This is a genomic window from Pseudonocardia sp. Ae331_Ps2, from assembly GCF_001932405.1.
Classification (GTDB): Bacteria; Actinomycetota; Actinomycetes; order Mycobacteriales; family Pseudonocardiaceae; genus Pseudonocardia.
On record NZ_MCIM01000001.1, the window covers coordinates 5,281,480 to 5,306,594 of the forward strand.

Annotated in this window: 23 protein-coding genes; 8 read left to right on the plus strand and 15 right to left on the minus strand. The window is 74.2% G+C overall.

From position 1 onward, the window contains the following. Nucleotides 1-3 precede the first annotated feature (3 nt). Nucleotides 4-1,737 (minus strand): ABC transporter permease subunit, encoded by a 1,734-nt coding sequence (locus Ae331Ps2_RS24710; RefSeq protein ID WP_249265328.1) that lies wholly within the window; start codon nucleotides 1,735-1,737, stop codon nucleotides 4-6. A gap of 31 nt (nucleotides 1,738-1,768) precedes the next feature. Beyond that, entirely contained in the window at nucleotides 1,769-2,500 is a 732-nt protein-coding gene (locus Ae331Ps2_RS24715; RefSeq protein ID WP_043281833.1) for an MgtC/SapB family protein, read from the minus strand. A 382-nt stretch (nucleotides 2,501-2,882) separates the two neighbouring features. Here Ae331Ps2_RS24715 and Ae331Ps2_RS24720 point away from each other — a divergent pair, with 382 nt between their 5' ends. From Ae331Ps2_RS24720 to Ae331Ps2_RS24740, 5 genes are all read left to right on the plus strand, one after another. Further along, nucleotides 2,883-3,218 carry a helix-turn-helix transcriptional regulator gene (locus tag Ae331Ps2_RS24720; protein WP_075306213.1) on the plus strand — a complete coding sequence of 112 codons (336 nt, stop codon included), beginning with the start codon at nucleotides 2,883-2,885 and terminating at the stop codon, nucleotides 3,216-3,218. 30 nt (nucleotides 3,219-3,248) lie between these two features. Next, entirely contained in the window at nucleotides 3,249-3,926 is a 678-nt protein-coding gene (locus Ae331Ps2_RS24725; RefSeq protein WP_075306212.1) for a trans-aconitate 2-methyltransferase, read from the plus strand. Nucleotides 3,927-3,930: 4 nt separating this feature from the next. Next, entirely contained in the window at nucleotides 3,931-4,929 is a 999-nt protein-coding gene (locus tag Ae331Ps2_RS24730; protein ID WP_083695952.1) for a site-specific integrase, read from the plus strand. Nucleotides 4,930-4,931: 2 nt separating this feature from the next. After that, on the plus strand, nucleotides 4,932-5,894 hold the full coding sequence (pip, locus tag Ae331Ps2_RS24735) for a prolyl aminopeptidase (protein ID WP_075306211.1): 963 nt from the start codon (nucleotides 4,932-4,934) through the stop codon (nucleotides 5,892-5,894). Between the two features lie 607 nt (nucleotides 5,895-6,501). Further along, nucleotides 6,502-7,140 carry a class I SAM-dependent methyltransferase gene (locus Ae331Ps2_RS24740; protein ID WP_075306209.1) on the plus strand — a complete coding sequence of 213 codons (639 nt, stop codon included), beginning with the start codon at nucleotides 6,502-6,504 and terminating at the stop codon, nucleotides 7,138-7,140. Here Ae331Ps2_RS24740 and Ae331Ps2_RS24745 read toward each other — a convergent pair whose 3' ends face one another. From Ae331Ps2_RS24745 to Ae331Ps2_RS24780, 8 genes are all read right to left on the minus strand, one after another. Continuing rightward, nucleotides 7,141-8,199, minus strand: coding sequence for a ferrochelatase (locus Ae331Ps2_RS24745; protein WP_075306208.1), 1,059 nt, complete (start codon nucleotides 8,197-8,199; stop codon nucleotides 7,141-7,143). Nucleotides 8,200-8,241: 42 nt separating this feature from the next. Next, complete coding sequence (gene fabI, locus Ae331Ps2_RS24750) at nucleotides 8,242-9,018, minus strand: enoyl-ACP reductase FabI (RefSeq protein ID WP_020627584.1); 777 nt, start codon at nucleotides 9,016-9,018, stop codon at nucleotides 8,242-8,244. Between the two features lie 85 nt (nucleotides 9,019-9,103). Then, the gene (fabG, locus tag Ae331Ps2_RS24755) at nucleotides 9,104-9,814 is read right to left on the minus strand and encodes a 3-oxoacyl-ACP reductase FabG (RefSeq protein WP_020627585.1); all 711 of its coding nucleotides are present in this window, start codon (nucleotides 9,812-9,814) and stop codon (nucleotides 9,104-9,106) included. A 52-nt stretch (nucleotides 9,815-9,866) separates the two neighbouring features. Then, nucleotides 9,867-10,856, minus strand: a complete 990-nt coding sequence (locus Ae331Ps2_RS24760) for a VWA domain-containing protein (protein WP_075306206.1) — start codon at nucleotides 10,854-10,856, stop codon at nucleotides 9,867-9,869. After that, the gene (locus tag Ae331Ps2_RS24765) at nucleotides 10,853-11,872 is read right to left on the minus strand and encodes a DUF58 domain-containing protein (RefSeq protein ID WP_233147551.1); all 1,020 of its coding nucleotides are present in this window, start codon (nucleotides 11,870-11,872) and stop codon (nucleotides 10,853-10,855) included. The genes Ae331Ps2_RS24760 and Ae331Ps2_RS24765 overlap by 4 nt, the downstream gene beginning before the upstream one ends. Next, nucleotides 11,869-12,945 (minus strand): MoxR family ATPase, encoded by a 1,077-nt coding sequence (locus tag Ae331Ps2_RS24770; RefSeq protein WP_075306204.1) that lies wholly within the window; start codon nucleotides 12,943-12,945, stop codon nucleotides 11,869-11,871. Before Ae331Ps2_RS24770 ends, Ae331Ps2_RS24765 begins: the two co-directional genes overlap by 4 nt. Further along, entirely contained in the window at nucleotides 12,942-13,235 is a 294-nt protein-coding gene (locus Ae331Ps2_RS24775) for a hypothetical protein (protein ID WP_075306202.1), read from the minus strand. The genes Ae331Ps2_RS24770 and Ae331Ps2_RS24775 overlap by 4 nt, the downstream gene beginning before the upstream one ends. 40 nt (nucleotides 13,236-13,275) lie before the next feature. Beyond that, nucleotides 13,276-14,028 (minus strand): sulfite exporter TauE/SafE family protein, encoded by a 753-nt coding sequence (locus tag Ae331Ps2_RS24780; protein ID WP_075306200.1) that lies wholly within the window; start codon nucleotides 14,026-14,028, stop codon nucleotides 13,276-13,278. Nucleotides 14,029-14,123: 95 nt separating this feature from the next. Between Ae331Ps2_RS24780 and Ae331Ps2_RS24785 the strand changes: the two genes are divergently transcribed. Further along, nucleotides 14,124-14,792: a TetR/AcrR family transcriptional regulator gene (locus Ae331Ps2_RS24785; RefSeq protein WP_020627770.1), complete on the plus strand. Its 669-nt coding sequence runs from the start codon at nucleotides 14,124-14,126 to the stop codon at nucleotides 14,790-14,792. On the opposite strand, the gene Ae331Ps2_RS24790 is transcribed toward Ae331Ps2_RS24785, so the two are convergent. The 4 genes from Ae331Ps2_RS24790 to Ae331Ps2_RS24805 all read right to left on the minus strand — a co-directional run bounded on the left by Ae331Ps2_RS24790 (nucleotide 14,793) and on the right by Ae331Ps2_RS24805 (nucleotide 19,593). Then, the gene (locus Ae331Ps2_RS24790) at nucleotides 14,793-16,403 is read right to left on the minus strand and encodes an ABC-F family ATP-binding cassette domain-containing protein (protein WP_075306199.1); all 1,611 of its coding nucleotides are present in this window, start codon (nucleotides 16,401-16,403) and stop codon (nucleotides 14,793-14,795) included. A 257-nt stretch (nucleotides 16,404-16,660) separates the two neighbouring features. After that, nucleotides 16,661-16,897 (minus strand): hypothetical protein, encoded by a 237-nt coding sequence (locus Ae331Ps2_RS24795; protein ID WP_075306197.1) that lies wholly within the window; start codon nucleotides 16,895-16,897, stop codon nucleotides 16,661-16,663. Nucleotides 16,898-16,945: 48 nt separating this feature from the next. Further along, nucleotides 16,946-17,881 carry an HNH endonuclease signature motif containing protein gene (locus tag Ae331Ps2_RS32220; protein WP_139318711.1) on the minus strand — a complete coding sequence of 312 codons (936 nt, stop codon included), beginning with the start codon at nucleotides 17,879-17,881 and terminating at the stop codon, nucleotides 16,946-16,948. An 815-nt stretch (nucleotides 17,882-18,696) separates the two neighbouring features. Continuing rightward, a complete protein-coding gene (locus tag Ae331Ps2_RS24805) occupies nucleotides 18,697-19,593 on the minus strand; it encodes an EamA family transporter (RefSeq protein WP_075306193.1) in 897 nt (298 codons plus the stop codon). Between the two features lie 71 nt (nucleotides 19,594-19,664). Here Ae331Ps2_RS24805 and Ae331Ps2_RS24810 point away from each other — a divergent pair, with 71 nt between their 5' ends. After that, nucleotides 19,665-20,573 carry a LysR family transcriptional regulator gene (locus Ae331Ps2_RS24810; RefSeq protein ID WP_075306191.1) on the plus strand — a complete coding sequence of 303 codons (909 nt, stop codon included), beginning with the start codon at nucleotides 19,665-19,667 and terminating at the stop codon, nucleotides 20,571-20,573. Here Ae331Ps2_RS24810 and Ae331Ps2_RS24815 read toward each other — a convergent pair. After that, nucleotides 20,557-21,936, minus strand: coding sequence for an NlpC/P60 family protein (locus tag Ae331Ps2_RS24815; RefSeq protein WP_083695956.1), 1,380 nt, complete (start codon nucleotides 21,934-21,936; stop codon nucleotides 20,557-20,559). The genes Ae331Ps2_RS24810 and Ae331Ps2_RS24815 overlap by 17 nt on opposite strands. A 333-nt stretch (nucleotides 21,937-22,269) precedes the next feature. Here Ae331Ps2_RS24815 and Ae331Ps2_RS24820 point away from each other — a divergent pair, with 333 nt between their 5' ends. Next, entirely contained in the window at nucleotides 22,270-25,077 is a 2,808-nt protein-coding gene (locus Ae331Ps2_RS24820; protein WP_075306190.1) for an aconitate hydratase, read from the plus strand. Nucleotides 25,078-25,115: the final 38 nt, after the last annotated feature.

Sequence of the window (25,115 nt, forward strand, 5' to 3'; positions counted from 1 at the left end):
GGGTCAGAGGGCGAAGCGGCGCTCGGCCAGGGCCTGCAGGGGTCGCCAGAACAGGCGGTTGACCCCGACGACGTACAGGCTCATGACGACGACGCCGATCAGGATCCGGGGCCCGTCGCCGGCGGCGGTGGCCTGCGCGATGTACGCGCCGAGCCCGGTGGCGGTGAGCGTGACCGGTCCGTAGGTCACGACCTCGGCGACGATCGAGGCGTTCCAGGCGCCACCCGCGGCGGTGATCCCGCCGGTGACGTAGCCGGGGAACACCGCGGGCAGCGCCAGCCGGCGCCACCACAGCGAGCGCGGCAGCCCGAGGTCGGCCGCGGCCTCGCGCAGGTCGTGCGGGATCGCCGACGCCGCGGCGATCACGTTGAACAGGATGTACCACTGCGCACCCAGGCTCATCAGCACGATCCCGCCCCAGTCCAGGCTCACCCCGGTCGCCAGGAGCACCCCGGTGACCAGTGGGAACAGGAAGTTCGCCGGGAACGAGGCCAGTACCTGCACCACCGGCTGCGCGAGCCGGGACACCCGTGGGTTCATGCCGATCCACACCCCGACCGGCACCCACACCACCGTCGCTACGACGACGAGCAGCACCACCCGGCCGAACGTGACCAGCCCCAGCAGCAGGGCGTGCCCGACCTCGCCGAACCCGACCGTCGCCGCGACGTAACCGGCCATCCGGACCAGGGCGTAGGCGAGCACGGCCGCCCCCGCCGCCCCCAGCACGACGTCACCGGCCCGCCGGCGCACGGCCGACACCCGCAGCGGGTGCTCGGCGCGGCCGAACACCGCCATGGCCCGGTCGAGCGGCCCGACCAGCCGCCCCGCGACCCGGCCGACCGCCCGCGGGACGAGGGAGCGGCGGAGCAGGTCCAGCACCACGCTGCGGGGTGCCTCGGCGGGCGCGGAGTCGCCGATCCGGAACCGCTCCGCCCAGGCCGTGAGCGGCCGCCAGAACAGCACGTTCACCCCGACGACCATGACCACCATGACGACGACGGCGAGCAGCACCCGGCCCGGGTCGGCGTCGGCCGTCGCGGTGGCCACGTAGGCACCGATACCGGGCAGCACGTAGGAGTGCCCGTCCACGGTCAGTGCCTCCGAGGCGACCAGGAAGAACCAGCCGCCGCCGAAGCTCATCATGCCGTTCCAGACCAGCGGGATCATCCCGCCGGGCACGTCGACCCGCCAGAACCGCTGCCACTTCGACAGCCGCAGCAGCCGCGCCGCCTCGTCCAGCTCACGGGGCTGGGACACCAGCGACCGGTGGAAGGCGAACGCCATGTTCCAGGCCTGCGAGGTGAAGATCGCGAAGATCGACGCGCACTCCAGGCCCAGCTCCGAGCCGGGGAACAGGGCGAGGAAGCCGGTGACCGTGATCGACAGGAACCCCAGGATCGGCACCGACTGCAGGATGTCGAGCGCCGGCAGGAGCACCGCCTCCGCGCGCGGCAGCCGGGCCGCGGCGGTGGCGTAGACGAAGGTGAACAGCACCGACAGCACGAGCGCGGCGAACATCCGCAGCAGCGAGCGGGCGGCGTAGTAGGGCAGCTCGGCCGGGTCGGTCGAGAGGCGCGACGGCGCGGTGGCCGGGTCGAACGGGACGTCGATCCCGTGCGAGACCCGCACCAGTGCGTACAGCAGGGCGGCGGCCCCGGCCAGCACGGCGACGTCGACGAGGCCCTGCCGCGGCCGGGCCAGTGCCTCCCGGGAGGGGAACACGCGCAGCACCACGACGGTCTCCTTTCTCCGCCTGCGGGCGGGGTCAGCGTGCGGCGCCGGTGTCCCGGGCCGGGGTCCGCACGTCCCACCGGACGCTGGTGACCGAGGGCTCCAGCGACAGCCGGCTGACCGCCGACTCCATCTGGGTGTCGTCACGGTGGTCGGCGGCCAGGTCGGCCCGGACCTCGACGTAGCCGTCGGTGTCGGTGTTGGCCGAGCGGACCGAGGCGAGCCGGAAGTCGGTGCGCCCGAGTGCCTGGACCAGCAGCGCCCGGACGTGGGCCTCGGCGTCGTCGCGGGTGACGGCGTGGAAGCTGTAGACGGTCGGGGTCTCGTCGCCGGACTCCGGGCGGCGGTCGATGGCCCGCCCCAGCGGGCGCAGCGCCAGGTTCACCAGCACCACGACGCCGGTCCCCGCGGCGGCGACCGGGTAGAGCCCGGCCCCGGACAGCGCTCCGACGGCGGCGGAGCACCACAGGGTCGCCGCGGTGTTGAGCCCGCGGACGGTCATCCCGTCGCGCAGGATCACCCCGGCGCCGAGGAACCCGATGCCGGACACGATCTGGGCCGCCACCCGGGTGGGATCGGCACTGCCGGTGTCGGACAGCCCACCGAAGCCGTGTGCGGACAGCAGGACGAACAGGGTCGCGCCGACGGCGACCAGGGCGTTGGTGCGCAGGCCGGCCATCCGCGCCCGGTACTGGCGCTCGAAGCCGATCACCGTGCCCAGGCCGACACCGGCCCCCAGGCGCAGCAGCATCTCGACGGTCGTCATCACGTACTCGCTCTCGTTGCGCAGGAGAGGTCCGCCGGCCGCGGCCGGGCACACGTCGATGCCGGTCGGCGCAGCACGCGACGACCGGCCGTGTGGGGGCGGCGGTGACGGACGGAGAGGTGGGAGACGCGCGGCAGGGGACGCCGCGCGGACGAAGCGGCCGTTGTGGACGGCGGACGCGGGCACGTGGCCCGGAGCTCAGCCCGGGAGTTCCCGGTGCAGCGGCCGGCAGTCCGTGCGGCCGCACCTACTGTGCTCGTCGTCGGACATCCGGCTCACCTCCCTCGTGGACAGTCGGGGACCAGTGAACCGTACCGAGCTGCAACGTTCAAACGGGTGTGATAATGTTTGACGCTCGTCACCCCGTCGCGGAAGGAGACCGTTGACCCCCGATCCCCCGTCGCAGGACCTGTTGCACGACACCGCCTCCGCCTTCGGCATGCTCTCGGCCACCGTCCGGCTGCACATCATGTGGCTGCTGGCCGACGGCGAGCGCGACGTCGGCGCCCTCGCCGAGGAGCTCGGCCAGTCCGTCGCGACGGTCAGCCACCACCTGGGCAAGCTCAAGGCGGCCGGGTGGGTCCGCGTCCGCCGCCAGGGCCGCCACCGCGTCTACCTGGCCGACGACGACGGCGTGATCGACATCGTGCGCCGCGCCGTCGCGCACCAGCAGACCCTGCGCCACGCCCCGGCCGGTCGCCGGTCACGCGGCGCCTGAGTGTCGGTCCCCTGCCCTACGGTCGCCGGCGTGCCCACCGAACCGGTCCCGCGCCCCGCCGACCTGGACGCCGTCCGCGCGTCCTACGACCGCGTCGCCGACAACTACGTCGCGATGGTCGTCGACACCGGGATCGGGGACGTCCGCGCCCATCCCTGGCTGCGCGCCGCGATGGACGTGTTCGCCGACGCCGTCGCCGGCCGCGGGCCGGTCCTCGACGTCGGCTGCGGGCCGGGGCAGGTCACCGCCTACCTGGTGGAGCGCGGGGTGGACGCCTCGGGTGTGGACCTGTCCCCCGCGATGGTCGCCCACGCCCGTCGCCTGCACCCGCACTGCTCGTTCGCGGTCGGTTCGGCCACCGAGCTCGACGTGCCCGACGACTCGCTCGCCGGCGTGCTCGGGTGGTGGTCGCTGTTCAACCTGCCCCGTGACGTCCTGCCGCACGTCCTGGCCTCCTTCGCCCGGGCGCTGGCCCCGGGCGGACGACTGATCCTGGCCACCCACGCCGGCGATGGCGACCTCGTCCGCACCGAGGGCTACGGCGGCGTCCCGGTCACCTGGACCACGCACCTGTGGCGGCCCGAGCGGCTCCGCGCGCTCGTCGAGGACACCGGGCTGCGCACCGAGGCCGAGCTCCGCTTCCCCGCCGAGGGGGCGAGCGGGTCGGGCGTGGTGCTCGTGGCCGCGGCGCCGCAACCGGCAGGATGACCCCGTGACCGCCCCCGTGCCCGACCGCACCACGGTCCCCGGTGCCGAGCTGCTCGCACCGCAGGTCGACCTGCCGCTGACGCCGGAGGAGGCCGCCTACGTCGCGGCCGCCCGCTCTCCGAACACCCGCCGCGGCTACGCCTCGGACTGGCGCGAGTTCAGCGGCTGGTGCGCCCGGAACGGCCACGCGCCACTGCCCGCCGCCCCCGAGGCGCTGTCCGGCTACATCACCGAGCTCGCCGGGGCCGGGGCCAAGGTCGGGACCATCAGCCGTCGACTGTCCTCGATCCGCTTCGTCCACGTCATGCGCGACCTGCCCGACCCCACCGACGCCCGCCGCGTCACCGCCGTGTGGGAGGGCATCCGCCGTACCCACGGCGCGCCGCCGGTCCGGGCCCGCGCCCTCATGCCGCCCGATCTCGACGACGTCGTCGCCGCGTGCGGGTCCGGGACCGACCTCGCCGGCCTGCGCGACCGGGCCCTGCTGCTGGTCGGGTTCTTCTCCGCGCTGCGCCGCTCCGAGCTGGCCGGACTCACCGTCGCCGACGTCGCCGAGCACCCCCGCGGCCGCGTCCTGTCGATCCCCCGGTCCAAGACCAACCCGTACGGCACCGAGCCCGAGCTCGTGGTCCTCCCGCACGCGCACCGGGCCGCGCGCTGCCCGGTCACCGCGCTGCGGACCTGGCTCGAGGCCGCCGGGATCACCGAGGGCCCGGTGCTGCGCAAGGTCACCCGTGGCAACCGGGTCACCGACCGCCCGCTGCACCCGGAGTCGGTCAACGAGATCGTCCAGCGTGCGGTCGCCCGCGCCGGCATCGGCCCCGGCCCCTGGTCGGCGCACTCCCTGCGCGCGGGCCACGTCACCTACGCCCACCAGCGCGGCGCCTCCGACCGGGCCATCGCCCACCAGACCCGGCACCGCTCCCTGGCCACCGTGGGCACCTACATCCGTGTCGACAACGCCTGGGAGGACAACTCGGCCGCCCTGCTGGCAGGGTTGTAGCGGTGCCTCTCCACCCACCGATCGAGCCCTACGACACGGGCGTCCTCACCACCGACGACGGCCAGGCCCTGTACTGGGAGACCTGTGGGAACCCCGACGGACGCCCGGTGCTGTACCTGCACGGCGGCCCCGGCTCGGGCTGCTCGGCCGGGGCACGCCGGTACTTCGACCCCGAGCGGTACCGGATCGTGCTGTTCGACCAGCGCGGCTGCGGCCGCAGCAGGCCGCTCGCGTCCGACCCCGACGTCGACCTGGAACGCACCCCGACCACCCGGCTGCTGCTCGACGACATCGAGCGGCTCCGCGAGCTGCTGGCGATCCCCTCCTGGGTCGTGAAGGGCGGTTCCTGGGGCAGCACCCTCGCGTTGGCCTACGCCCAGGCCCACCCGCAGCGGGTCGAGGCGCTACTGCTCGCCGCCGTCGCGACGACGACCGAGCGGGAGGTCCGCTGGATCACCGAGGACATGCGCCGCATCTTCCCCGCCGCCTGGGACCGCTTCGCCGAGGCCGTGCCCGCCCCGCTGCGCGGCACCCGCCTCGTCGACGCCTACGCGACCCTGCTCGCCGACCCCGACCCGGCCGTCCGCGAGCACGCAGCCCGCGAGTGGTGCCGCTGGGAGGACGTCCACGTCTCCCTCGTCCCGGGGTACCGGCCGAGCAGCCGCTACGAGGACCCGGCGTTCCGGCTCGTGTTCGCCCGGCTGGTCACGCACTACTGGCGGCACGCCGCGTTCCTCCCCGACGGCGCCCTGCTCGACGGGGCGACCCGGCTCGCCGGCATCCCCGGGAGCATGGTCCACGGCCGCTACGACGTCAGCGGGCCCCCGGACATCCCCTGGGACCTGCACCGGCGCTGGCCCGGCAGCGAGCTGCGGATCATCGACGACGCCGGGCACGGTGGTGCCGGAGCGTTCACCGACGCCGTCGTCGACGCCCTCGACCGGGCCGCCGACCTGCCCCGCTGACCCGGACCGACCACACCGCACATCGCACGGGAGATCCCGCAGCCCGGGCTCCCCGGCCGGCGCCGACTCCCCCGGCTCCTGGCGGTGTGGTTGTCGTCGTTTCGTCGACGATCTGTTGGCGTCAATGAATCATTGTCATCGGAGGTCAGGACACGATCCGACGGTCGGCGAGGAGACCGCGCGATGCGCTCCGGCACGGCGGGATGCGGCGCGGCGGGATGCGGCGTGGGCGCGGCGGCATCACCGAGGGCCCGACAGGAGCACCGCCTCCGCACGCGGCAGCCGGGCCGCACCATGCCGACGACTTGTTCCCGCAGCTCGGCGATGCCGGGAACACCATCCGTGCAGGTCCCCCTGCGTGGGGCCGCCACGCTCCCGGCGACGGGCCCCGCGCCGGACCCCGCGGAGTCCGGCCACCCCTCCCCCGTCTCCACGTCCGGCAGGTGTCGCCGTTCGATTGACCACGCGCGGGCGTCAATGATTCCTTGACAAGGTGGGCGGGACGCCGTGGCCGCCGGGACGGCGGACCTGGTGTGACGCCGGGCCTTGACCTGAACCTCGATCGAGGTCGCAGGCTCTCGCGAGAACCCCGTCAGAGGAGCATCCGATGGACCTCACCCCGCCCGTCTCCTGGTTCGAGCAGGCCTACCGCGACGGCGATCCGCCCTGGGTCATCGACGAGCCGCAGCCGGCCGTCGTCGCGCTGGCCCGCGACGGCGCCGTCACCGGGACCGTCCTCGACCCCGGGTGCGGCACCGGCGAGCACACGATCCTGCTGGCTGGGCTCGGGTACGACGTGCTCGGCGCCGACGCCGCCCCGACCGCGGTGCACCGGGCACGCGAGCGCGCCGCGGCCGCGGGGGTGGACGCGCGGTTCGTCGTCGCCGACGCACTCGCCCCGGACGGCCTCGGCCCGTTCGACACGGTGGTCGACAGTGCCCTGTTCCACCTGTTCGACCCCGCTGACCAGGCCCGCTACGCCCGCGCGCTGGCCGGGATCGTGCGCCCCGGCGGCGTCGTGCACGTGCTCGCCCTGGCCCGGACCGGCGCCGCCGCCGAGTTCGGCCCGGTGATCGACGCGGCCGACGTCCGCACCGCGTTCACCGGTCCGGACTGGTCGGTGGAGACCGTCACACCGGCGTCGTACCGGGGAGTCGTGACCGCCGCCCTGGCGCAGGCCTACGGTGAGCCGGCCGGGACCAGGGTCGAGGTCCCCGCCCACCTCGCCCGGGTACGGCGCCGCTGATCAGCCCGACCGGGCGGGCCGCCGCTGCGGCACACAGCAGTCGACCGCACAGGGTGCCCCGTTGCGGGTGCACCCCGCCGACGGGCCGCTGCCCAGCCGCCGGGCGGGCGCGTCGTCGGTGTGCTCCCGCACGAGCTCGACCACCATGTCGGCGAACCGCGGGTCGGGCCCGGCGGTGGCGGCCCGGGCGAACCCCATGCCGTGCTCGGCGGCACGCTCGGCGGCCTCGTTGTCGAGGTCCCACACGACCTCGACGTGGTCGGACACGAACCCGACCGGCGCGACGACGACCGCGGGCACACCCTTGGCGTGCAGGTCGTCGATGTGGTCGACGATGTCGGGCTCCAGCCACGGCACCTGCGGCGGACCGGAGCGGGACTGCCAGACGACGTCGAACTCGTCGACGCCCAGCTCGGCGGCGACCAGCGCGGCGGCCTCGGCGACCTGCCGGGAGTAGCGGTGCCCGCCGTCGGCCGGGGTCCCGGCCGCCGCGTCGGCGGAGGTGGGGATGGAGTGCGCCGTGAACACCAGCCGCGCCGCCTCGCGCCGGTCCTCGGGCAGCTGCGCCCACGCCGTCCGCACGGCGTCGGCGTTGGCGCGCACGAAGTCCGGGTGGTCGTAGAAGTGGCGCAGCTTGACCAGCTCGGGCGCCGCCTCGCCGACGGCGTCGCGGGCCCGGGCGATGTCCTCGTGGTACTGGCGGCAGGCGGAGTAGCCGCCGTAGGCGCTGGTCGCGAACACCAGTGCCCGCTCGACGCCGGCCTCGGCCATCTCGCGCACGGTGTCCTCGGCGAAGGGCCGCCAGTTGCGGTTGCCGAAGTACACCGGCAGCTCGGTGCGCGCGGCGATCGACGCGATCAGCTCGCGGTTGCGGGCGTTGATCGGCGAGACCCCGCCGAAGTGCTGATAGTGCTCCTCGACGGCGTCGAGGCGCTCCGGCGGGACCCCGCGGCCCCGGGTCACGTTCTCCAGGAACGGGCGGACCTCGTCGGGGGCCTCGGGGCCGCCGAAGCTGAGCACCAGGATGGCATCGGGGTCGGGGCAGGACTGTTCGGGCACGACCCGATTATCGACGCCTTCCCGCGGGCGCGCTCCCCGGCCTCACACGCCGACGGCGTGCACCCCGCCGTCGGCCATGATCATCGATCCGGTGGTGGTCGGCATCCAGTCCGACAGTGCGGCGCACACGGTCTTCGCGACCGGCACCGGGTCGTTCATGTCCCAGCCGAGCGGGGCACGCTTGTCCCACACGTCCTCGAACGCGGCGAAGCCCGGGATCGACTTGGCGGCCATCGTCTTCACCGGGCCGGCGGCGACCAGGTTGACCCGGATGCCGTCGCGGCCCAGGTCGCGGGCCAGGTAGCGGGTGACCGACTCCAGCGCCGACTTCGCGACGCCCATCCAGTCGTAGGCGGGCCAGGCCTGACGGTTGTCGAAGTCCATGCCGACGATCGAGCTGCCCGGACCGAGCAGCGGCTTGCACGCCATCGCCAGCGACTTCAGCGAGAACGCCGACACCTGGATCGTGGTGGCGACGTCCTCCCACTGCGCGTTCAGGAACGCACCCTCCCCCAGCGCACCCGCCGGGGCGAACCCGATCGAGTGCAGCACGCCGTCGAGGCGGGGCTCCTCGCCCAGGTGCGGGGTGATCCGCTCGACGAGCGAGTCCAGCTGCTCCTGGTTCGACACGTCCAGCTCGACGACCGGGGCGGGCTTCGGCAGCCGCATCGCGATCCGCTCGACCAGCCGCATCCGGCCGAAGCCGGTGAGCACGACCTCGGCGCCCTGCTCCTGGGCGATCTTGGCGGAGTGGAAGGCCAGCGAGGCATCGGTGATCACACCGGTGATCAGCAGCCGCTTGCCGTCGAGCAGTCCCATGACGTCCTTTCGAGAGTTCTGCGGGGGCCCGGACCCGGGGCCCGGTGTCGGTGTTCGCGCGTGAGCGCCGATCAGTGCCCCATGCTCAGTGCCCCATGCCCAGGCCGCCGTCGACCGGGACGACCGCCCCGGTGACGTAGCCGGCGCCGGGCGAGGCGAGGAAGGCGACGACCGAGGCGATCTCGCCGGCGTCGGCGTAGCGGGAGAGCGGGATGGTCCCGAGGATCTCCTCGCGCCGCTTCTCGGGCAGCGCGCGGGTCATGTCGGTGTCGACGAAGCCGGGGGCGACGACGTTCGCGGTGATGCCGCGGCTGCCGAGCTCGCGGGCGACCGAGCGCGCGAGGCCGACGAGCCCGGACTTGGAGGCGGCGTAGTTGACCTGCCCGGCCGACCCGGAGAGGCCCACGACCGACGACACGAAGATCATGCGGCCCTTCTTGGCCTTCAGCATCCCGCGCGAGGCCCGCTTCGCGACCCGGTAGGCGGCGGTGAGGTTGGCGTCGACGACCCGGGTGAAGGACTCCTCGGACATCCGCATGAGCAGGCCGTCGTCGGTGATGCCGGCGTTGGACACCAGCACCTCGACCGGTCCGTGGGCGGCCTCGACCTCGGTGAACGCGGCGTCGACGGACTCGGCGTCGGTGACGTCGCAGTGCACCGGCAAGAGCCCGTCGGGGATGTCGTCCTTCCCCGAGCGGTAGGTCACCGCCACCTGGTCGCCCTCGGCCGCGAACGCCTGCGCGATCGCCAGGCCGATGCCGCGGTTTCCTCCGGTCACGAGCACGCTGCGTCCCACGGGGGGTGAACCTAACGCACTACCGGTCGGTACCCGCGAGCGGAGATCACCCTCACGGCAGCCGCCTGCCGAGCAGGATGCCCGCACCGAGCCCGCCGATCAGCAGCACGAACCCGCCGATCATCCACGGTCTGCTCGCGTCGACCTCGCGCTCCTCGTAGCCGAGCTCCTCGGACAGGTCGGAGTAGACCGCGCGCAGCTCGGACTCGGTGGCGGCGGTGAAGAACCGGCCACCGGCGAGCTGCGCGATGCGCTCCATCGAGGCGTCGTCGACGGGGACGGGGGTGCGTCCGCCGTCGAGCTCGATCGTGCCGTAGCTGGTGCCGAAGGAGATCGTGGACACCGGGATGCCGCGGTTGCGCGCCTCGGCGGCCGCGGTGAACGAGCCGCGCGGCTCGTTCTCCCCGTCCGGACCCGGCACGGTCTGGGTGCCGTCGGAGAGAAGCACGATCCGCGCCGGAGGCGGCACCCCCTCCGCGTCCGGGCCGCCCTGCAGCGACCGGGAGAACGTGTCGATGGACTGCATCGCCGTGAAGATCGCCTCGCCGGTCGCGGTGGACTCGGCGAGCTGCAGGTTGTCGACGCCGTTCTTGACCGCGCTGCGGTCGGTCGTCGGCGAGACGAGCACCGCCGCGGTCCCGGCGAACGACACCAGCCCGAGGTTGACGCCGGGGGTCAGCTGGTCGGCGAACTGCTTGGCCGCGGCCTGCGCGGCGGCGAGCCGGGTCGGCGCGACGTCGGTGGCCTTCATCGACAGCGACACGTCGATCACCAGCATCACCGTGGCCCGGTTCCGCGGCACCTTCGCCATCGCCTGTGGCCCGGCGAGCGCCACGGTGAGCACCGCCAGCGCCGCGATCAACGCGATCACGGGAAGGTGCCGCCACCGGCCCGGCCGCTTCGGGGCGACCGACTCCAGCAGCTCCAGGTTGGTGAACCGTACGACGTCGCGACGGCGCCGGCGCAGCAGCCACACGTAGGCGACCGCCAGCGCGGCGACGACGAGCAGCCCGAGCAGCCACCAGGGGGCGGTGAACGTCACGCGGGCCTCCGCGGGGCCGCAGTTCCGTCGGGCGGGAACGCTGCGCCGTTGCGCGGGGCCGCTGCGCCGTTGCCCGAGAACGCGGCGCCGCTGCGTGGGGCCGCTGTGCCGTTGCGCGGAGACGCGGTGTGCTTGCGGGCGACGGCGAACCGCACGATGTCGGCCACCCAGTCGGTGTCGGTGCGCAGGGTCAGGTGCCCGGCCCCGCAGCGACGCAGCGCCGCGGCCACCCGGTCGCGGTGCTCGGAGGCGGCGGCGGCGAACTCGCGGCGCAGCAGCGGTGTGGTGTCGACCTCGCGCTGACGCCCGGTCTCGGGGTCGGCCAGCACGACGGTCCCGACGTCGGGCAGCTCCAGCTCCCGCGGGTCGACGACCTCGATGGCGAGGAGCTCGTGGCGCGCCGAGAGCGCCCGCAGCGACCGCTCCCAGGTGGGCTCGCCGAGGAAGTCCGAGACCACCACGACCAGCCCGCGCCGGCGCGGGGGGCGGCGCAGCTCGTCGAGTGCGCCCGACAGGTCACCGCGGGTGCCCTCGGGCGCCGACGGCATCGTCGCGACCCGGCGGACCAGGCCACGGGCGTGCGCCAGGCCACCGCGGGCGGGCAGCCGCAGCGTCGACTCCCCGTTCGCGACGACGGCGCCGAGCCGGTTGCCGCCCCCGGTCGTCAGCTGGGCGACCGCGGTCAGCCCGGCCAGCGCCAGGTGCCGCTTGTCGGTGCGGGCGGTGCCGTAGTCGATGCTGCGCGACAGGTCCACCACCGCCCAGGTCTCCAGCTCGCGGTCGGCGACGGTCTCGCGCACGTGCGGGGCGGTCGTGCGGGCGGTGACCGACCAGTCCATCCGGCGGACGTCGTCACCGGGCTGGTACGGGCGCGCGTCACCGGGCTCGGTGCCGGGGCCGGGCAGCAGCCCGATGTGGTTGCCCTGGAGCAGGCCGTCCAGCCGGCGCCGGACGGTGAGCTCCAGGGTCCGCAGGGAGGCCTCGAGCCGGACGAGGTCGGCGGACCCCGCCGTCACGCCGGACCCTGGCCGGCACCCGGTGCGGGCGGCCACGCCGACGGCGCACCCTCGGGCGCTCCCCCGGGCCGGGCGCTGACCTGCGGCAACGGCACGGTCTGCAGGACCCGGGTGACGATGTGGTCGACCGGCACCTGGTCGGCGATCGCGTCGTAGGACAGCACGAGGCGGTGCCGCAGCACGTCCGGGGCGACCTCCAGCACGTCTTGCGGCAGAACGTAGTCGCGGCCACGCACCAGGGCCAGCGCGCGGGCGGCGGACACGATGCCCAGCGACGCACGCGGCGAGGCCCCGTAGGCGATCCAGGACGCGACGTCGGACAGGCCGTGCTCGGACGGCAGCCGGGTCGCGACGACCAGCCGCACGACGTAGTCGACCAGGGCGTGGTGCACGAACACGTCCGCCGCGGTGCGCTGCAGCCGGACCAGCTCGTCGGGGGTGAGGACCTGGGAGGCCACCGGTGGGGTGGACCCCATCCGGTAGATGATCTCCCGTTCCTCCTCGACCCCCGGGTACTCGATGATCAGCTTGAACAGGAAGCGGTCGCGTTGGGCCTCGGGCAGCGGGTAGACGCCCTCGTTCTCGATCGGGTTCTGGGTGGCGAGCACGAGGAACGGGTCGGGCATCGGGTGGTCGCGACCGGCGAGGGAGAGCTTGCGCTCGGCCATCACCTCGAGCATCGCCGACTGCACCTTCGCCGGGGCGCGGTTGATCTCGTCGGCCAGCACGAAGTTCGCGACGACCGGGCCGAGCTCGACGTCGAACTCCTCCCTGCCCTGCCGGTAGATCCGGGTGCCGAGGATGTCGGCGGGCACCAGGTCGGGGGTGAACTGCAGCCGGGAGAAGCTCCCCCCGACGACCCGGGCGAAGGTCTCCACCGCGAGGGTCTTCGCGACGCCGGGGACGCCCTCCAGCAGCAGGTGCCCCTTCGCGAGCAGACCCACCAGCATCCGCTCGACGAGCCGGTCCTGGCCGACGATCACCCGCTTCACCTCGAGTACCGCACGCTCGAGCCGCTCGGCGTCGCGGGCGGGGGTGATCGGGTCCGGGCCGGTCGAGGCAGTCGTGCTCACGGTGCCATCCCACCGTGTCGGCCGTGTGGATCCGGTGAGGCGTGCCGCTCCCCGCCCGCCAGCGGGCCGACCGCAGGGTCCTGCGCGGTGAACCGGAGCGTCATCGCCAGGTAGTCGCGCAGCGGCACGGTCCGCGGTGCCGCCCGGTGCCGGGTCCAGACCGCGTTCGCCCGGGCCGGGGTCAGGTCGTGGGCGTGCGCGACGACGGCCCGCGCCTCGCCCGGACCGATCTCGCGACCGGCCAGCGCGGCGAGGGCCGCGGCCAGCTCGGCGGCGCGGTCGTCGTCCACGGCCCCAGCAGAGCAGACACCCCCGACAGTTCCGGGCCGCTCACTCCACCAGCAGGAACACGATGGCCGCGACCCCGATCACGACGATCGCGCTCCGCAGCACCGCGGGCGACAGCCTGCGCCCGACCTTCGCGCCGAGCAGCCCGCCGACGATCGAGCTGACCGCGATGATCCCGACGACCCTCCAGTCGACCGGCGCGACGACGGCGTAGATGGCCCCCGCGACGATGTTCACGACCGAGGCGAGGGTGTTCTTGAAGGCGTTGAGCCGCTGCAGCGGGTCCGCGAGGAGCAGCCCCATGACCCCGACCAGCATGATCCCCTGTGCGGCGGTGAAGTAGCCGCCGTAGACGCCCACCAGGAACACCAGCAGGTAGAGCACCGGTGAGCCGGACCGGTCGGGACGCGGCCGGTCCCGCAGCCGGCGGGCCAGCAGCGGTTGCACGGCGACCAGCAGCACCGAGGTGCCGACCAGGACCGGCACGATCGTCTCGAACGCATCCGGCGGCAGCGACAGCAGCAGCGCCGCGCCGACGACCGCCCCGAGGAACGACGCGACGGCGTACTTCGCGAGCCGGCGACCGTGCCCGGCCCACTCCCTGCGGTAGCCGACGGCGCCGGTGATCGACCCCGTGATCAGGCCGATGGCGTTCGACGTCGTCGCCGTCACCGGCGGGAAGCCGAGCGCCACCAGCACCGGGAAGGTCACCAGCGTCCCGGACCCGACGACGGTGTTGATCAACCCCGCCCAGACTCCGGCCAGCGCGATGACCCCGACCTCCCACCACTGCATCGGGCCACCCTACGAACCGCACGGCGGACGACCCGCCGCCCGTGTCTGCGTAGGGCTTACGCACAGTGCGTAGGTGTCTCTACGACGTGCGTGGCATGATCCACGCCGTGACCGTCGACGACCCCCGCTGGGCCGCTCCCCCGGCCCCGGCGCGACGGACGCTGGACCGCGGGTCCGTCGTCGCCACGGCGCTGCGCCTCGCCGACACCGACGGCCTGGCCGCGGTGTCGATGCCGCGGCTGGCCCGGGAGCTGGGGTCGGCGCCGATGTCGCTGTACCGGCACGTGCCCGGCAAGGACGCGCTGGTCGACCTCGTCCTGGACGCCGCGCTGGGCGAGCCGCCGGACCTGGCGGGCTGCGGGCTTCGGCTGGGGTGCGAGATCTGGGCGTCCGCCCTGCGCGAGGTGCTCGACGAGCACCCGTGGGCCGTCGGGCTGCTCGCCGGTCCCCGCGCCACCGGCCCGGCCGAGTGCGCGTGGGCGGAGGCGCTGCTCGCGCACGTCGTCGGGGCGGGGCATCCGCTGCACGCGGCCGTGGAGGTGCTGCACCTGCTGCACGGCTACGTGCGGGGGGCGGCGGCCCTGGCCGGGGACCGCCTGCCCACCCTCGACGACGTCCGTCGCTCCGGCCGGTCCGAGCAGCTGCCGGTGCTGTCCCGGCTGCTCGGCGGCGCGGTGGTGCGCGGACCCGGTGGCGGCGAGCCGCTGTTCGAGTCCGGGCTGCGTCGCACCCTCGACGTCGTCGAGGCCGGGCTCCGGCCCTGATCAGCCGGCCGTACCGAGCTCGAGGCGCGGCCAGTCGGCCAGGTCGCGCAGCAGCTGCCGGTCGTGGGTGGCGACGACGACGGCCGCCGAGGTGTCCCGCACCATCGCGGTGAGCTCGTCCACCAGCCGCGCCGACAAGTGGTTGGTCGGCTCGTCGAGCAGCAGCGTCGTCGGGCGCGCCGCGAGGGTCACGGCCAGGTCGAGCCGTCGTCGCTGCCCCTCCGACAGCCGTCCGACCGGCGTCCGCAACGCCGCCGCGTCGAGCAGGCCGTGAGCACCGCCGCCGGCCTGCTCCAGCACGGCGCGCGCGGGCCACCGCGGGTCGAGCACCGCGGTCTCCTGCCCCAGCCGGACGACCCGGGCGCCGCCCGCGGTGCGCACCGCCCCGGTGTCCGGGTCGAGTGCTCCCGCCAGCACGGCGAGCAGTGTCGACTTCCCGGCCCCGTTCGGCCCGGTCACGAGCAGCCGGTCGCCCCCGTCGAGGACCAGGTCGACCGGGCCGGCGAGGCGGTCCCGCACGCCGATCCCTTGCGCGCGCAACTGCGGCGCGCCCGGTCGCACGTCGAGGTCGGGCCTACGCAGCGACGACGGCGGCACCGGCACGTCGACCCGGTGCGCGTCGAGCTCGGCGCGGCGGCGCTGCAGTGCCTGCACCACGCCGGGAGCCCGCGACTGGCGGGCGTGCTTGCCGGTCCCCTTGTCCGGGCGCCAGCCGGTCGAGAGCCGGTCCCGGGCGGTGGCGACGGCCTCGACGAGGCGGCGGTGCTCGGCCTGCTGCTCGGCGTACGCGGCCTCCCATGCACTGCGGGCCCGGTCGCGGGCGGTCACCCAGCCGTCGTAGCCGCCCGCGGTGAGCCGGGGCGCGCCGTCACGGGTCGGGTCGAGGTCGCAGAACTCCTCGGCGACCTCGCGCAGCAGGGCCCGGTCGTGACTGACCACGGCAAGTCCGCCCGGGTACGCACGCAGGGTGCGGGTCAGGAAGTCCAGACCGCCCGCGTCGAGGTGGTTGGTGGGCTCGTCGAGGAGCAGGACGTCGTGGCGGGCGCCGAGCAGGCACGCCAGCCGCACCCGGTGGCGCTGCCCCACCGACAGGGTCTCCAGCGGCCGGTCGCGGTCGGTGCAGGCGCCGAGTGCGTCCAGCGCGACGTCGATGCGGCGTTCGGCGTCCCAGGCGTCGAGCCGGGTCGCGGTGTCCGGGGCGGCGGCGAACCGGTCGTCGGCGCCGGGCGCACCGTCGGTGAGCGCCCCGGTCGCCGCGTCGAGCTCGCGCAGCGCCGTCCGCGGGGCGGCGAGCGACTCCGCGGTGAGCGTGCCGACGGTCTCGCCGTCACGGGCGGGCACCTCCTGGCGGACCAGGGCGACGGTCCCGGCGCGGTGCACGGTGCCGGAGTCCGGGACGATCACGCCGGCGAGGACGTGCAGGAGCGTGGACTTGCCCCGGCCGTTCTCCCCGACCACGGCGAGGCGTGACCGGGCGGAGACGGTGAGGGTCACGCCGGCGAGGACGCGGTGCGATCCGCGGGTGACGACGATGTCCTCGGCGCGCACGTGGGCGGACGCGCCGGCGTCGAGGGTGGGGAGGAGGGACGAGGGTTCGGGGGTGGTGTGCACGAGAGGCTCCGCGGCATCCGAGATCGGAGCCGGGCAGCACGGAGTGCGCCGCCCGGCGGGGACCGGGACGGCGGACGCGGTGGTTGCTTCGCGGGACGAAGAGGTGGGCGCCGCCGTCAGCGGGCGGTGCGGACCTTCTGCGACCAGATTCCTCGTGCCATGGTTCGAGCCTACCCGTCGGCAGGTGGGTGCGTCGTCCGGCTTCGGGCGCGCTCACCCGTCCCGGTCACCCACCGCCCCGGCGGCCCGAACAGCGCTCAGATCCCCCGCCGACGCGCCCGCAGCAGGACGACGACCATGACGACCAGCCCCAGCGCCCCGGCCACCGGGAGCGGGAACCCGGTGCGGAACGACCACCACGGGTGCACGATGTCAAACCCGGCCCGCAGGGCCCACACGACCGCGAGCACCACGCCGGCGGCGGTGACACCGAGCAGCACGGCCAGGGTGGTCTCCACCGCCTGGGCCTCGCTGCGTTCCCGGTGCCGCTCCACGACACCACCCTGCCCGATCCGCGCGATGCCCAGAAGGGTTCGACGGGATCAGAAGGGCACGAGGGCGGCACCATGGTCGGCGCCGTGGTCGGCCCCGGAGGGCAACGGATCGGTGAAGGCCCGGTAGTCGAACGGCTGCGTCGTCGCCCGACGGCCGCACGGTGCCACCCAGGTCAGGCTGCCGTCGCGCCCGGCGAGCACCTGCCAGCCGGGAGCGTCCTTCAACGCGTGGTCGGCCCGGCACAGCCCGAACAGGTTCTCCGCACTCGTCGGCCCGTTCCCGGCCGCCCAGGGCCGGTGGTGGTCGAGGTCGCGGACCCGGCGGCTGCACGCGGGACCGCGACAGGTGCCGTCTCGTGCCCGGACGTGGTCGGCCATCGCGACCGGCGGGCGGTAGCGCGTCCGTCCGACGTCGAGCAGCATGCCCGACAGCGGGTCGGTCACCAACCGCTGCCACACACTGCCTGCGGCGAAGGCCCGGGCGAGGTCCGCGGGGATCGGACCGTGCCCGACCAGCTCGGCCGGCGCCGCGCCTCCCATCAGCGTGCTGAGCGGGACCACGACCTGGATCAGCGGACGACGACCCACCACCTCCCCCGGGTCCGGCTTCGCCGCGAGCACCTGCGCGACCGCGGCGAGCAGGGTGCCGTCCTCGGCACCCTCAGCGGCCGCACCGAGCGCGTCCCGGACCGTACCGACGTCGGTGAGCGTCAGCGTGCCCTGCAGCAGCTGGTGGGCGAGGTCGACGCGCTTCTGGTCCAGGGTCCGGTCGTCGCACGGGTCGTCGAGGGAACGCGCGAGCCGGTCGACGCACTGCCACGACGCCTCGACCTGCGCGGCGGTGCCGCCCAGCCACAGCGACCCCATGCCGTCGTCCCCCGGGGAGACCGACATCCGCCGCTCCGAACGGGCCCGTTCGTGACGCTCGCGGGCGCCGTCCGGGCCGATCCGGGCGATGTGGCGGCGCAGCCGCTCCCGGAGCAACCGCCGGTGCGCTGCGGGGCGCCCGGGAGGACGGCGGCCTGCACCCGTCGGGCACGCTCGTCGTCGAGGACGAGGGTCGACGACGAGATCGCCTCGGCCGCAGCCTGGTCGATCCGCCCCGACTCCCACTCCGCCAGGGTCTCCGGCAGCACCCTGGCGAACCGCTGCGCCTGACCGATCAGCGACCGGGCGTGGTCGCGCGGGACCCGCAGCACGATCGCCACCTGGTCCGGCAACCATCGCGCGACGGGCTGCGACGCACGCGGGTCCGCTCCGGGCGGTGCGGCACTCGTCCTGGTCGGGTGCCGCTCCGCGACCTCCGCGACCGAGCGCATCCGCAGGGCGGTCGAGCGGCGCACCCAGTGCTCGGCGCCCTCGAGGACGTCGAGCACCTGCAGGTCGGTGAGCCGGTCGGGCAGCGCCCCGGCGACCAGGCAGCGCAATGCGGCCCACGCCACGTCGTCGATCCCGCCGGACGGGTCGGGCGGCTGCTCGGGCCCGCACATCTCGCCGCACAGATCGGCCGCGAGACCGTGCGGACACCGGGTCGCCTCCTCCACCGCCTCACGGCGGCGTCGGTGCTCGATCCAGGCCGGGTCGTCACCGGGGTCGACGGACGTCCAGGCCATCACGGTCTCGATCATACGTTCGATTATATCCCCCTGAGATGCTGTCTTCCAGGTCGTTCGGCGCTCGGGCACGGCCGTCCGACGCACCCGTCCGGCGGGCGGGCTCGTCGACCCACCCCCGCCCGCCGATCCCAGCGAGCCCCTACGCCGACACCCTCTGCACCGCCACCCGCGAGCAGCGCGCCCTCACACCGCCACCGGCACCCGACCCCGGGCCGGCGCGGACGCCACCAGCACCCCGCCGACCACCACCGCCCCGGCGACCAGCTCGATCACCGACGGCCGCTCCCCCAGCAGCACCATCGCCAGGCTCATCCCGACCACCGGCACGAGCAGCGAGTGCGGCGCGACGAGCCCGGCCGGGTAGCGGCGCATCAACCCGGTCCAGATCCCGGCGGCCAGCACGGTCGCGACCAGCGACAGGTACACGAGCGCGGCCAGCCCCGCGACGCCGTCGGGGGTCACCATCGCGACGACGTCGCCCCACGCGCCCGGCCCCTCCACCACGGCCGAGGCGGCCAGCAGCGGCACCGGCGGCACGACGGTCATCCACAGCGTCAGGTGCAGCGGGTTCACCGCCTCGCCCTCGCGCTGGGCCAGGCGGCTGCACAGGTTCCCGGCCGCCCAGCCGAGTGCGCCGAGCAGGGTCAACACCACGGGCAGCAACGCCGCGGACTGTGCCCGGGCCACCGCGATGCACCCCAGACCGACGACGGCGACGCCGATCCCGGCCCACTGCCGCGGCGTCACCCGCTCGCGCAGCAACAGCGCGCCCAGCACCAGCGTGAACGGCCCCGACGCCTGCAGCACCAGCGACGCGAGCCCGGTCGGCATCCCGGCGTACATACCCAGGAACAGGAAGAGGAACTGCACCGTGCCGAACCCGAGCCCGTAGCCGACGAGCCAGCGCAGCGGCACCCGCGGCCGCGGTACGAGCAGCACCGTCGGCACCGCGAGCACGAGCATCCGCAGCCCGGCGAGGAACAGCGGCTGGAAGTGTTCCAGGCCGACGTGGATGGCGATGAAGTTGGCGCCCCACAACACGGCGACGACGACGGCGAGCAGACGGTCCCGAACGGTCACGGGTCCACGCTGCCGCCCCCTGACCGTACAGACCAGCGATGAGAAGTGAAACGATGTTGTAGCGTTCCTTCATGGACGTGCGTCGGCTCCGGATCCTGCGCGAGCTCGCCGACCGCGGCTCGGTCACCGCCGTCGCCGCGGCACTGAACTTCACCCCGTCCGCGGTGTCCCAGCAGCTCAAGACCTTGTCGCGGGAGGCTGGCCTGGAGCTGACCGCGCCGGACGGCCGTGGTCTGCGGCTCACCGCGGCCGGGCGGGCCGTCGTCGACGGGGCGCAGGAGGTGCTCGACGCGCTGGGCCGGCTGGAGGAGACCGCCGCGGGACTGCGCGAGCAGCCGCTGGGGACGGTGCGGGTGGTGTTCTTCCCGTCCGCGGCCCGGCTGCTCCTGCCCGGTCTGCTGCACCGGGCGTCGGCCCATCCCGGGCTCGCGCTGTCCTGCCGGGACCTCGACCTGCGTCCGGAGGAGGTGCCGGCCGCGGCGGCCGGCGCCGACGTCGTCGTCACCCACCACGACGAACGGCTCGACCCGTTCGGCACCGGCCGGCTCACCGTGCACCCGCTCCTGCGCGAGCCCCTCGACGTCGCGCTCCCCCCGGACCACCCGCTGGCCCACCGTGCCGAGGTGCACCTGCCCGAGCTCGTCGACGCCGACTGGATCTCGGTCGCCGGCGGCTGGCCGGTCGACGACGTGCTGAGTTCGCTGTCCCTGGTGACCGGCACCGTGCCGCGGGTGGTGCAGCGGATCAACGACTTCTCGGTCACCGAGGAGCTCGTCGCGCACGGGCACGGCGTCGCGCTGCTGCCCCGCTACTCCACCGACCACCGCGACGGCGCCCGGCTCGCGCTGCGCCCGCTCGCGGGGGTGCGGGCCGCCCGCCTGGTGCGCGCCGTGACCCGCGGTGCGGTGACCCGGCCCGCGGTACGGCTGGTGCTCGACGAGCTCGCCGCGGAGGCCGCGGCGGTCAGAGCAGCCGGGTGACCTTGTTCAGTCCGGCGTAGCGGACCGGGGTGACCCGCACGGTCGCACCCGAGTACGGAGCCTCCAGCATCTTGCCGTCGCCGAGGTAGATGGCGATGTGGTGGGTGCGACCGCCCTCGGCCCAGGACAGCATGTCCCCGCGCCGCATGTCCGAGATCGGCACCAGCCGCCCGGCGTTGGCCTGGTTCCCGCTGTAGCGGGGCAGGTAGATGCCGACCCCGGCGAAGGCGAACTGCATCAGCCCCGAGCAGTCGAAGCCGACCTTGCGGAAGTCGCCGTGGGCGTCGGCGACGCCGCCGTCGCGGATGCCGCGGGTCGGTCCGCGCGTGTTGCCGCCACCCCAGGCGTAGATGGTGCCGAGCTGGGCCATCGCCCGGTCGATCACGGTCTCGATCGCCGCCGTCCCGGTGCGCCGCGGCGCGGGACCCGCCGACGGCGCGGACTCCTGCGCAACCCGCGACGCCGCCTCCTCCCTGGCCCGCCGGTCGGCCTCGGCCTGGAGCCGGGCCTGTTCGGCCCGCCACGCCTCGTAGCGCTGGCGCTGGGCGCGCAGCCCGGCGTCGGCGTTCTCGGCGGCGTCGAGCCGGGACTGCACGTCGGTGCGTTCGGCGTGCACCGCGTCGAGCCGGGTCTGCTGGGCGTCGGCGGCCGCGACGGCCTCGTCGACGGCGGCGTCGGCCGCCGCGGACGCCTGCTCGGCGTCGGCGCGACGCCGGTCGGCCTCCTCCTGCGCCGCGCGGGCGAGGGAGTCGGCGTTGGCCTGGGCGATGCGGGCCTGCTGGAGCTGCTCCAGGACGGCAGCCTGGTCCTCGCTCAGCGCGTCGGTGAGCCGGGCCCGGTCCATCAGGTCCTGCGGGTCGGTCGCCCGGGAGAGCAGGCCGAGCGGGCCCAGGTCGAGGCCGTGGGTGTAGACGTCGCCGACGAACGCGTCGATCCGGGTCCGGGCGTCGTCGACGGCGCGACCCGCAGCCTCGGTCGCGGCGCGGGCGTCGGCGGCCCGGGCCGCGGCGGTCTCGGCCTCGCGACCGGCGGCGTCGGCGGTGTCCCGGGCGGCGAGTGCCTCCTCGTTGCGCCCCGCGACCTCCATCTGCAGCTGCTCGGCCTGTGCGTCGAGCTCGGCGAGGCGGGCGGTGAGCCTGCCGACCTCGGCCGCCCGGTCCTGCACCGACTGGCGGCTGCGCTCCAGCTCGTCGTCGCCGGGGTTGGGCGGCGGCGGGGGCGGAGGCTGCGCCGGGAGCACCGCAGCAATGGGCACGGCGGCGGTGGGCACGACGGTCGCGGCCGCACCCACCCCGGGCGAGGCCAGTGCAACCGCCACGAGCACGGCCACCACGACGAGGGTCGCCGACGGCTGGCGCGTCACGGGGAGGTCCTTCCGGGGAGCGGGGCGGGATCGACAGGGGAGCTCGACCGGCAACACTGCCACTCGCGTCACCCGAATCCCGTGCGACACACCGGACTCGTCCATCACACGAGCGACCCCACGCCCCCGACGGCTCCGCGACTCCGGCCACACCCGGCTCGCCAGGCTTATAGGACAGGCGTACTGTTTACCTCACGAGGGTCCGCGCTGCTGCCGACACGGCGGTGCGCGAGACTCCGACACGACGCAGGTGAGCCCCTCCTCCCCCGCGAGGCGGGGCGGGCTCACCGCACCGGACATAGCGACCGCCCACCACCACGGGAGGACCACCAAGTGGCCAGCACCGACAGCTTCGGCGCCCGAGGACAGCTCGACGTCGGGGGCACCGGTTACGAGATCTTCCGGCTCTCCGCGGTGGAGGGCTCGAAGCGCCTGCCGTTCAGCCTGAAGGTCCTGCTCGAGAACCTGCTCCGCACCGAGGACGGTGCGAACGTCACGGCGGACCACATCAACGCCCTGGCGAACTGGGACCCGCAGGCCGACCCGGACACCGAGATCCAGTTCACCCCCGCCCGGGTGATCATGCAGGACTTCACCGGCGTGCCCTGCGTCGTCGACCTGGCGACCATGCGCGAGGCCGTGACCGAGATGGGCGGCGACCCGTCCAAGGTCAACCCGCTCGCACCGGCCGAGCTGGTCATCGACCACTCGGTGATGATCGACTTCTTCGGCACCGCCGACGCGTTCGAGCGCAACATCGAGTTCGAGTACGGCCGCAACAAGGAGCGCTACCAGTTCCTGCGGTGGGGCCAGGGCGCCTTCGACGAGTTCAAGGTCGTCCCGCCCGGCACCGGCATCGTGCACCAGGTCAACATCGAGAACCTGGCGCGCGTGGTCATGCCGCGCAACGGACAGGCCTACCCCGACACCCTGGTCGGCACCGACTCCCACACCACGATGGTCAACGGCCTGGGCGTGCTGGGCTGGGGCGTCGGCGGCATCGAGGCCGAGGCCGCGATGCTCGGCCAGCCGGTCTCGATGCTCATCCCCCAGGTGCTCGGCTTCAAGCTGACCGGCGAGATCCCGACCGGCGTGACCGCCACCGACGTGGTGCTGACGATCACCGAGATGCTGCGCCGCCAGGGCGTCGTCGGCAAGTTCGTCGAGTTCTACGGCGCCGGCGTCGGCGCGGTGCCGCTGGCCAACCGCGCCACCATCGGCAACATGAGCCCGGAGTTCGGCTCGACCGCGGCGATCTTCCCGATCGACGAGGAGACCGTCCGCTACCTGAAGCTGACCGGCCGGTCCGCCGAGCAGATCGCGCTGGTCGAGGCCTACGCCAAGGAGCAGGGCCTCTGGCACGACCCGGACCACGAGCCGGTCTACTCCCAGACCCTGGAGCTCGACCTGTCGACGGTCGTCCCGTCGATCGCCGGCCCGAAGCGCCCGCAGGACCGCATCGAGCTGACCGACGCCAAGCCGGCGTTCCGCAAGACCGTGCACGACTACACCGACGACGGCGTGGCCCCGAGCCCGCTCGCCGGCGTCGACGAGTCGTCGAACGAGTCCTTCCCGGCCAGCGACGCCCCCGCGCTCTCCTTCGCCGACGACGACGCCGCGCCGATCATCATGTCGGCGGCCGACGGCTGCGAGGGCCGCCCGTCCAAGCCGGTCACGGTGAAGTCCGAGACGCGTGGCGAGTTCGTGCTCGACCACGGCGCCGTCGTGATCGCCTCGATCACCTCGTGCACCAACACCTCGAACCCGAGCGTCATGCTCGGTGCCGCGCTGCTGGCGCGCAACGCCGTCGAGAAGGGCCTGACCACCAAGCCGTGGGTCAAGACCTCGATGGCCCCGGGCAGCCAGGTCGTGACCGACTACTACGAGAAGGCCGGCCTCTGGCCCTACCTCGACAAGCTCGGCTACAACCTGGTCGGCTACGGCTGCACCACCTGCATCGGCAACTCCGGCCCGCTGCCGGAGGAGATCTCGGCCGCGGTCAACGACAACGACCTCACCGTCGTCTCGGTGCTCTCGGGCAACCGGAACTTCGAGGGCCGGATCAACCCCGACGTCAAGATGAACTACCTGGCGTCCCCGCCGCTGGTCATCGCCTACGCGCTGGCCGGGACGATGGACTTCGACTTCGAGACCCAGCCCCTGGGGCAGGACTCCGAGGGCAACGACGTCTTCCTCCGCGACATCTGGCCCTCGACCGAGGACATCAACGACGTCGTGGACTCCTCGATCACCTCGGAGATGTTCACCAAGAGCTACTCCGACGTGTTCCGCGGCGACGACCGCTGGCGCGCGCTGCCCACCCCCGAGGGCAAGGTCTTCGAGTGGGACCAGAAGTCCACCTACGTCCGCAAGCCCCCGTACTTCGAGGGCATGAAGGGCGAGCCGGACCCGGTCACCGACATCTCCGGCGCCCGCGTGCTCGCGCTGCTCGGCGACTCGGTCACCACCGACCACATCTCGCCGGCCGGTGCGATCAAGCCGGGCACCCCGGCCGCGGAGTACCTGGACTCCCACGGCGTCGAGAAGAAGGACTACAACTCCTTCGGCTCGCGGCGCGGCAACCACGAGGTGATGATCCGCGGCACGTTCGCGAACATCCGGCTGCGCAACCAGCTGCTCGACGACGTCTCGGGCGGCTACACCCGCGACTTCACCCAGGACGGCGGACCGCAGGCGTTCATCTACGACGCCGCGCAGAACTACGCCGCGGCCGGCACCCCGCTGGTCATCCTCGGCGGCAAGGAGTACGGCTCCGGCTCGTCGCGTGACTGGGCGGCCAAGGGCACCGCGCTGCTGGGCGTGCGCGCCGTCATCGTCGAGTCCTTCGAGCGGATCCACCGCTCGAACCTGATCGGCATGGGCGTGATCCCGCTGCAGTTCCCCGAGGGCGAGTCGGCGAAGAGCATCGGGCTCGACGGCACCGAGACCTTCGACATCGCGGGCGTCACCGAGCTGAACGACGGGAAGACCCCGAAGTCGGTGCACGTGACCGCGACCAAGGGGTCCGGCGAGACCGTCGAGTTCGACGCGAAGGTCCGCATCGACACCCCCGGTGAGGCGGACTACTACCGCAACGGCGGCATCCTGCAGTACGTCCTGCGAGGCATGCTGAAGAGCTGACGCGCGCAGCACCCACCACCACACGGAGCCCGTCCCCT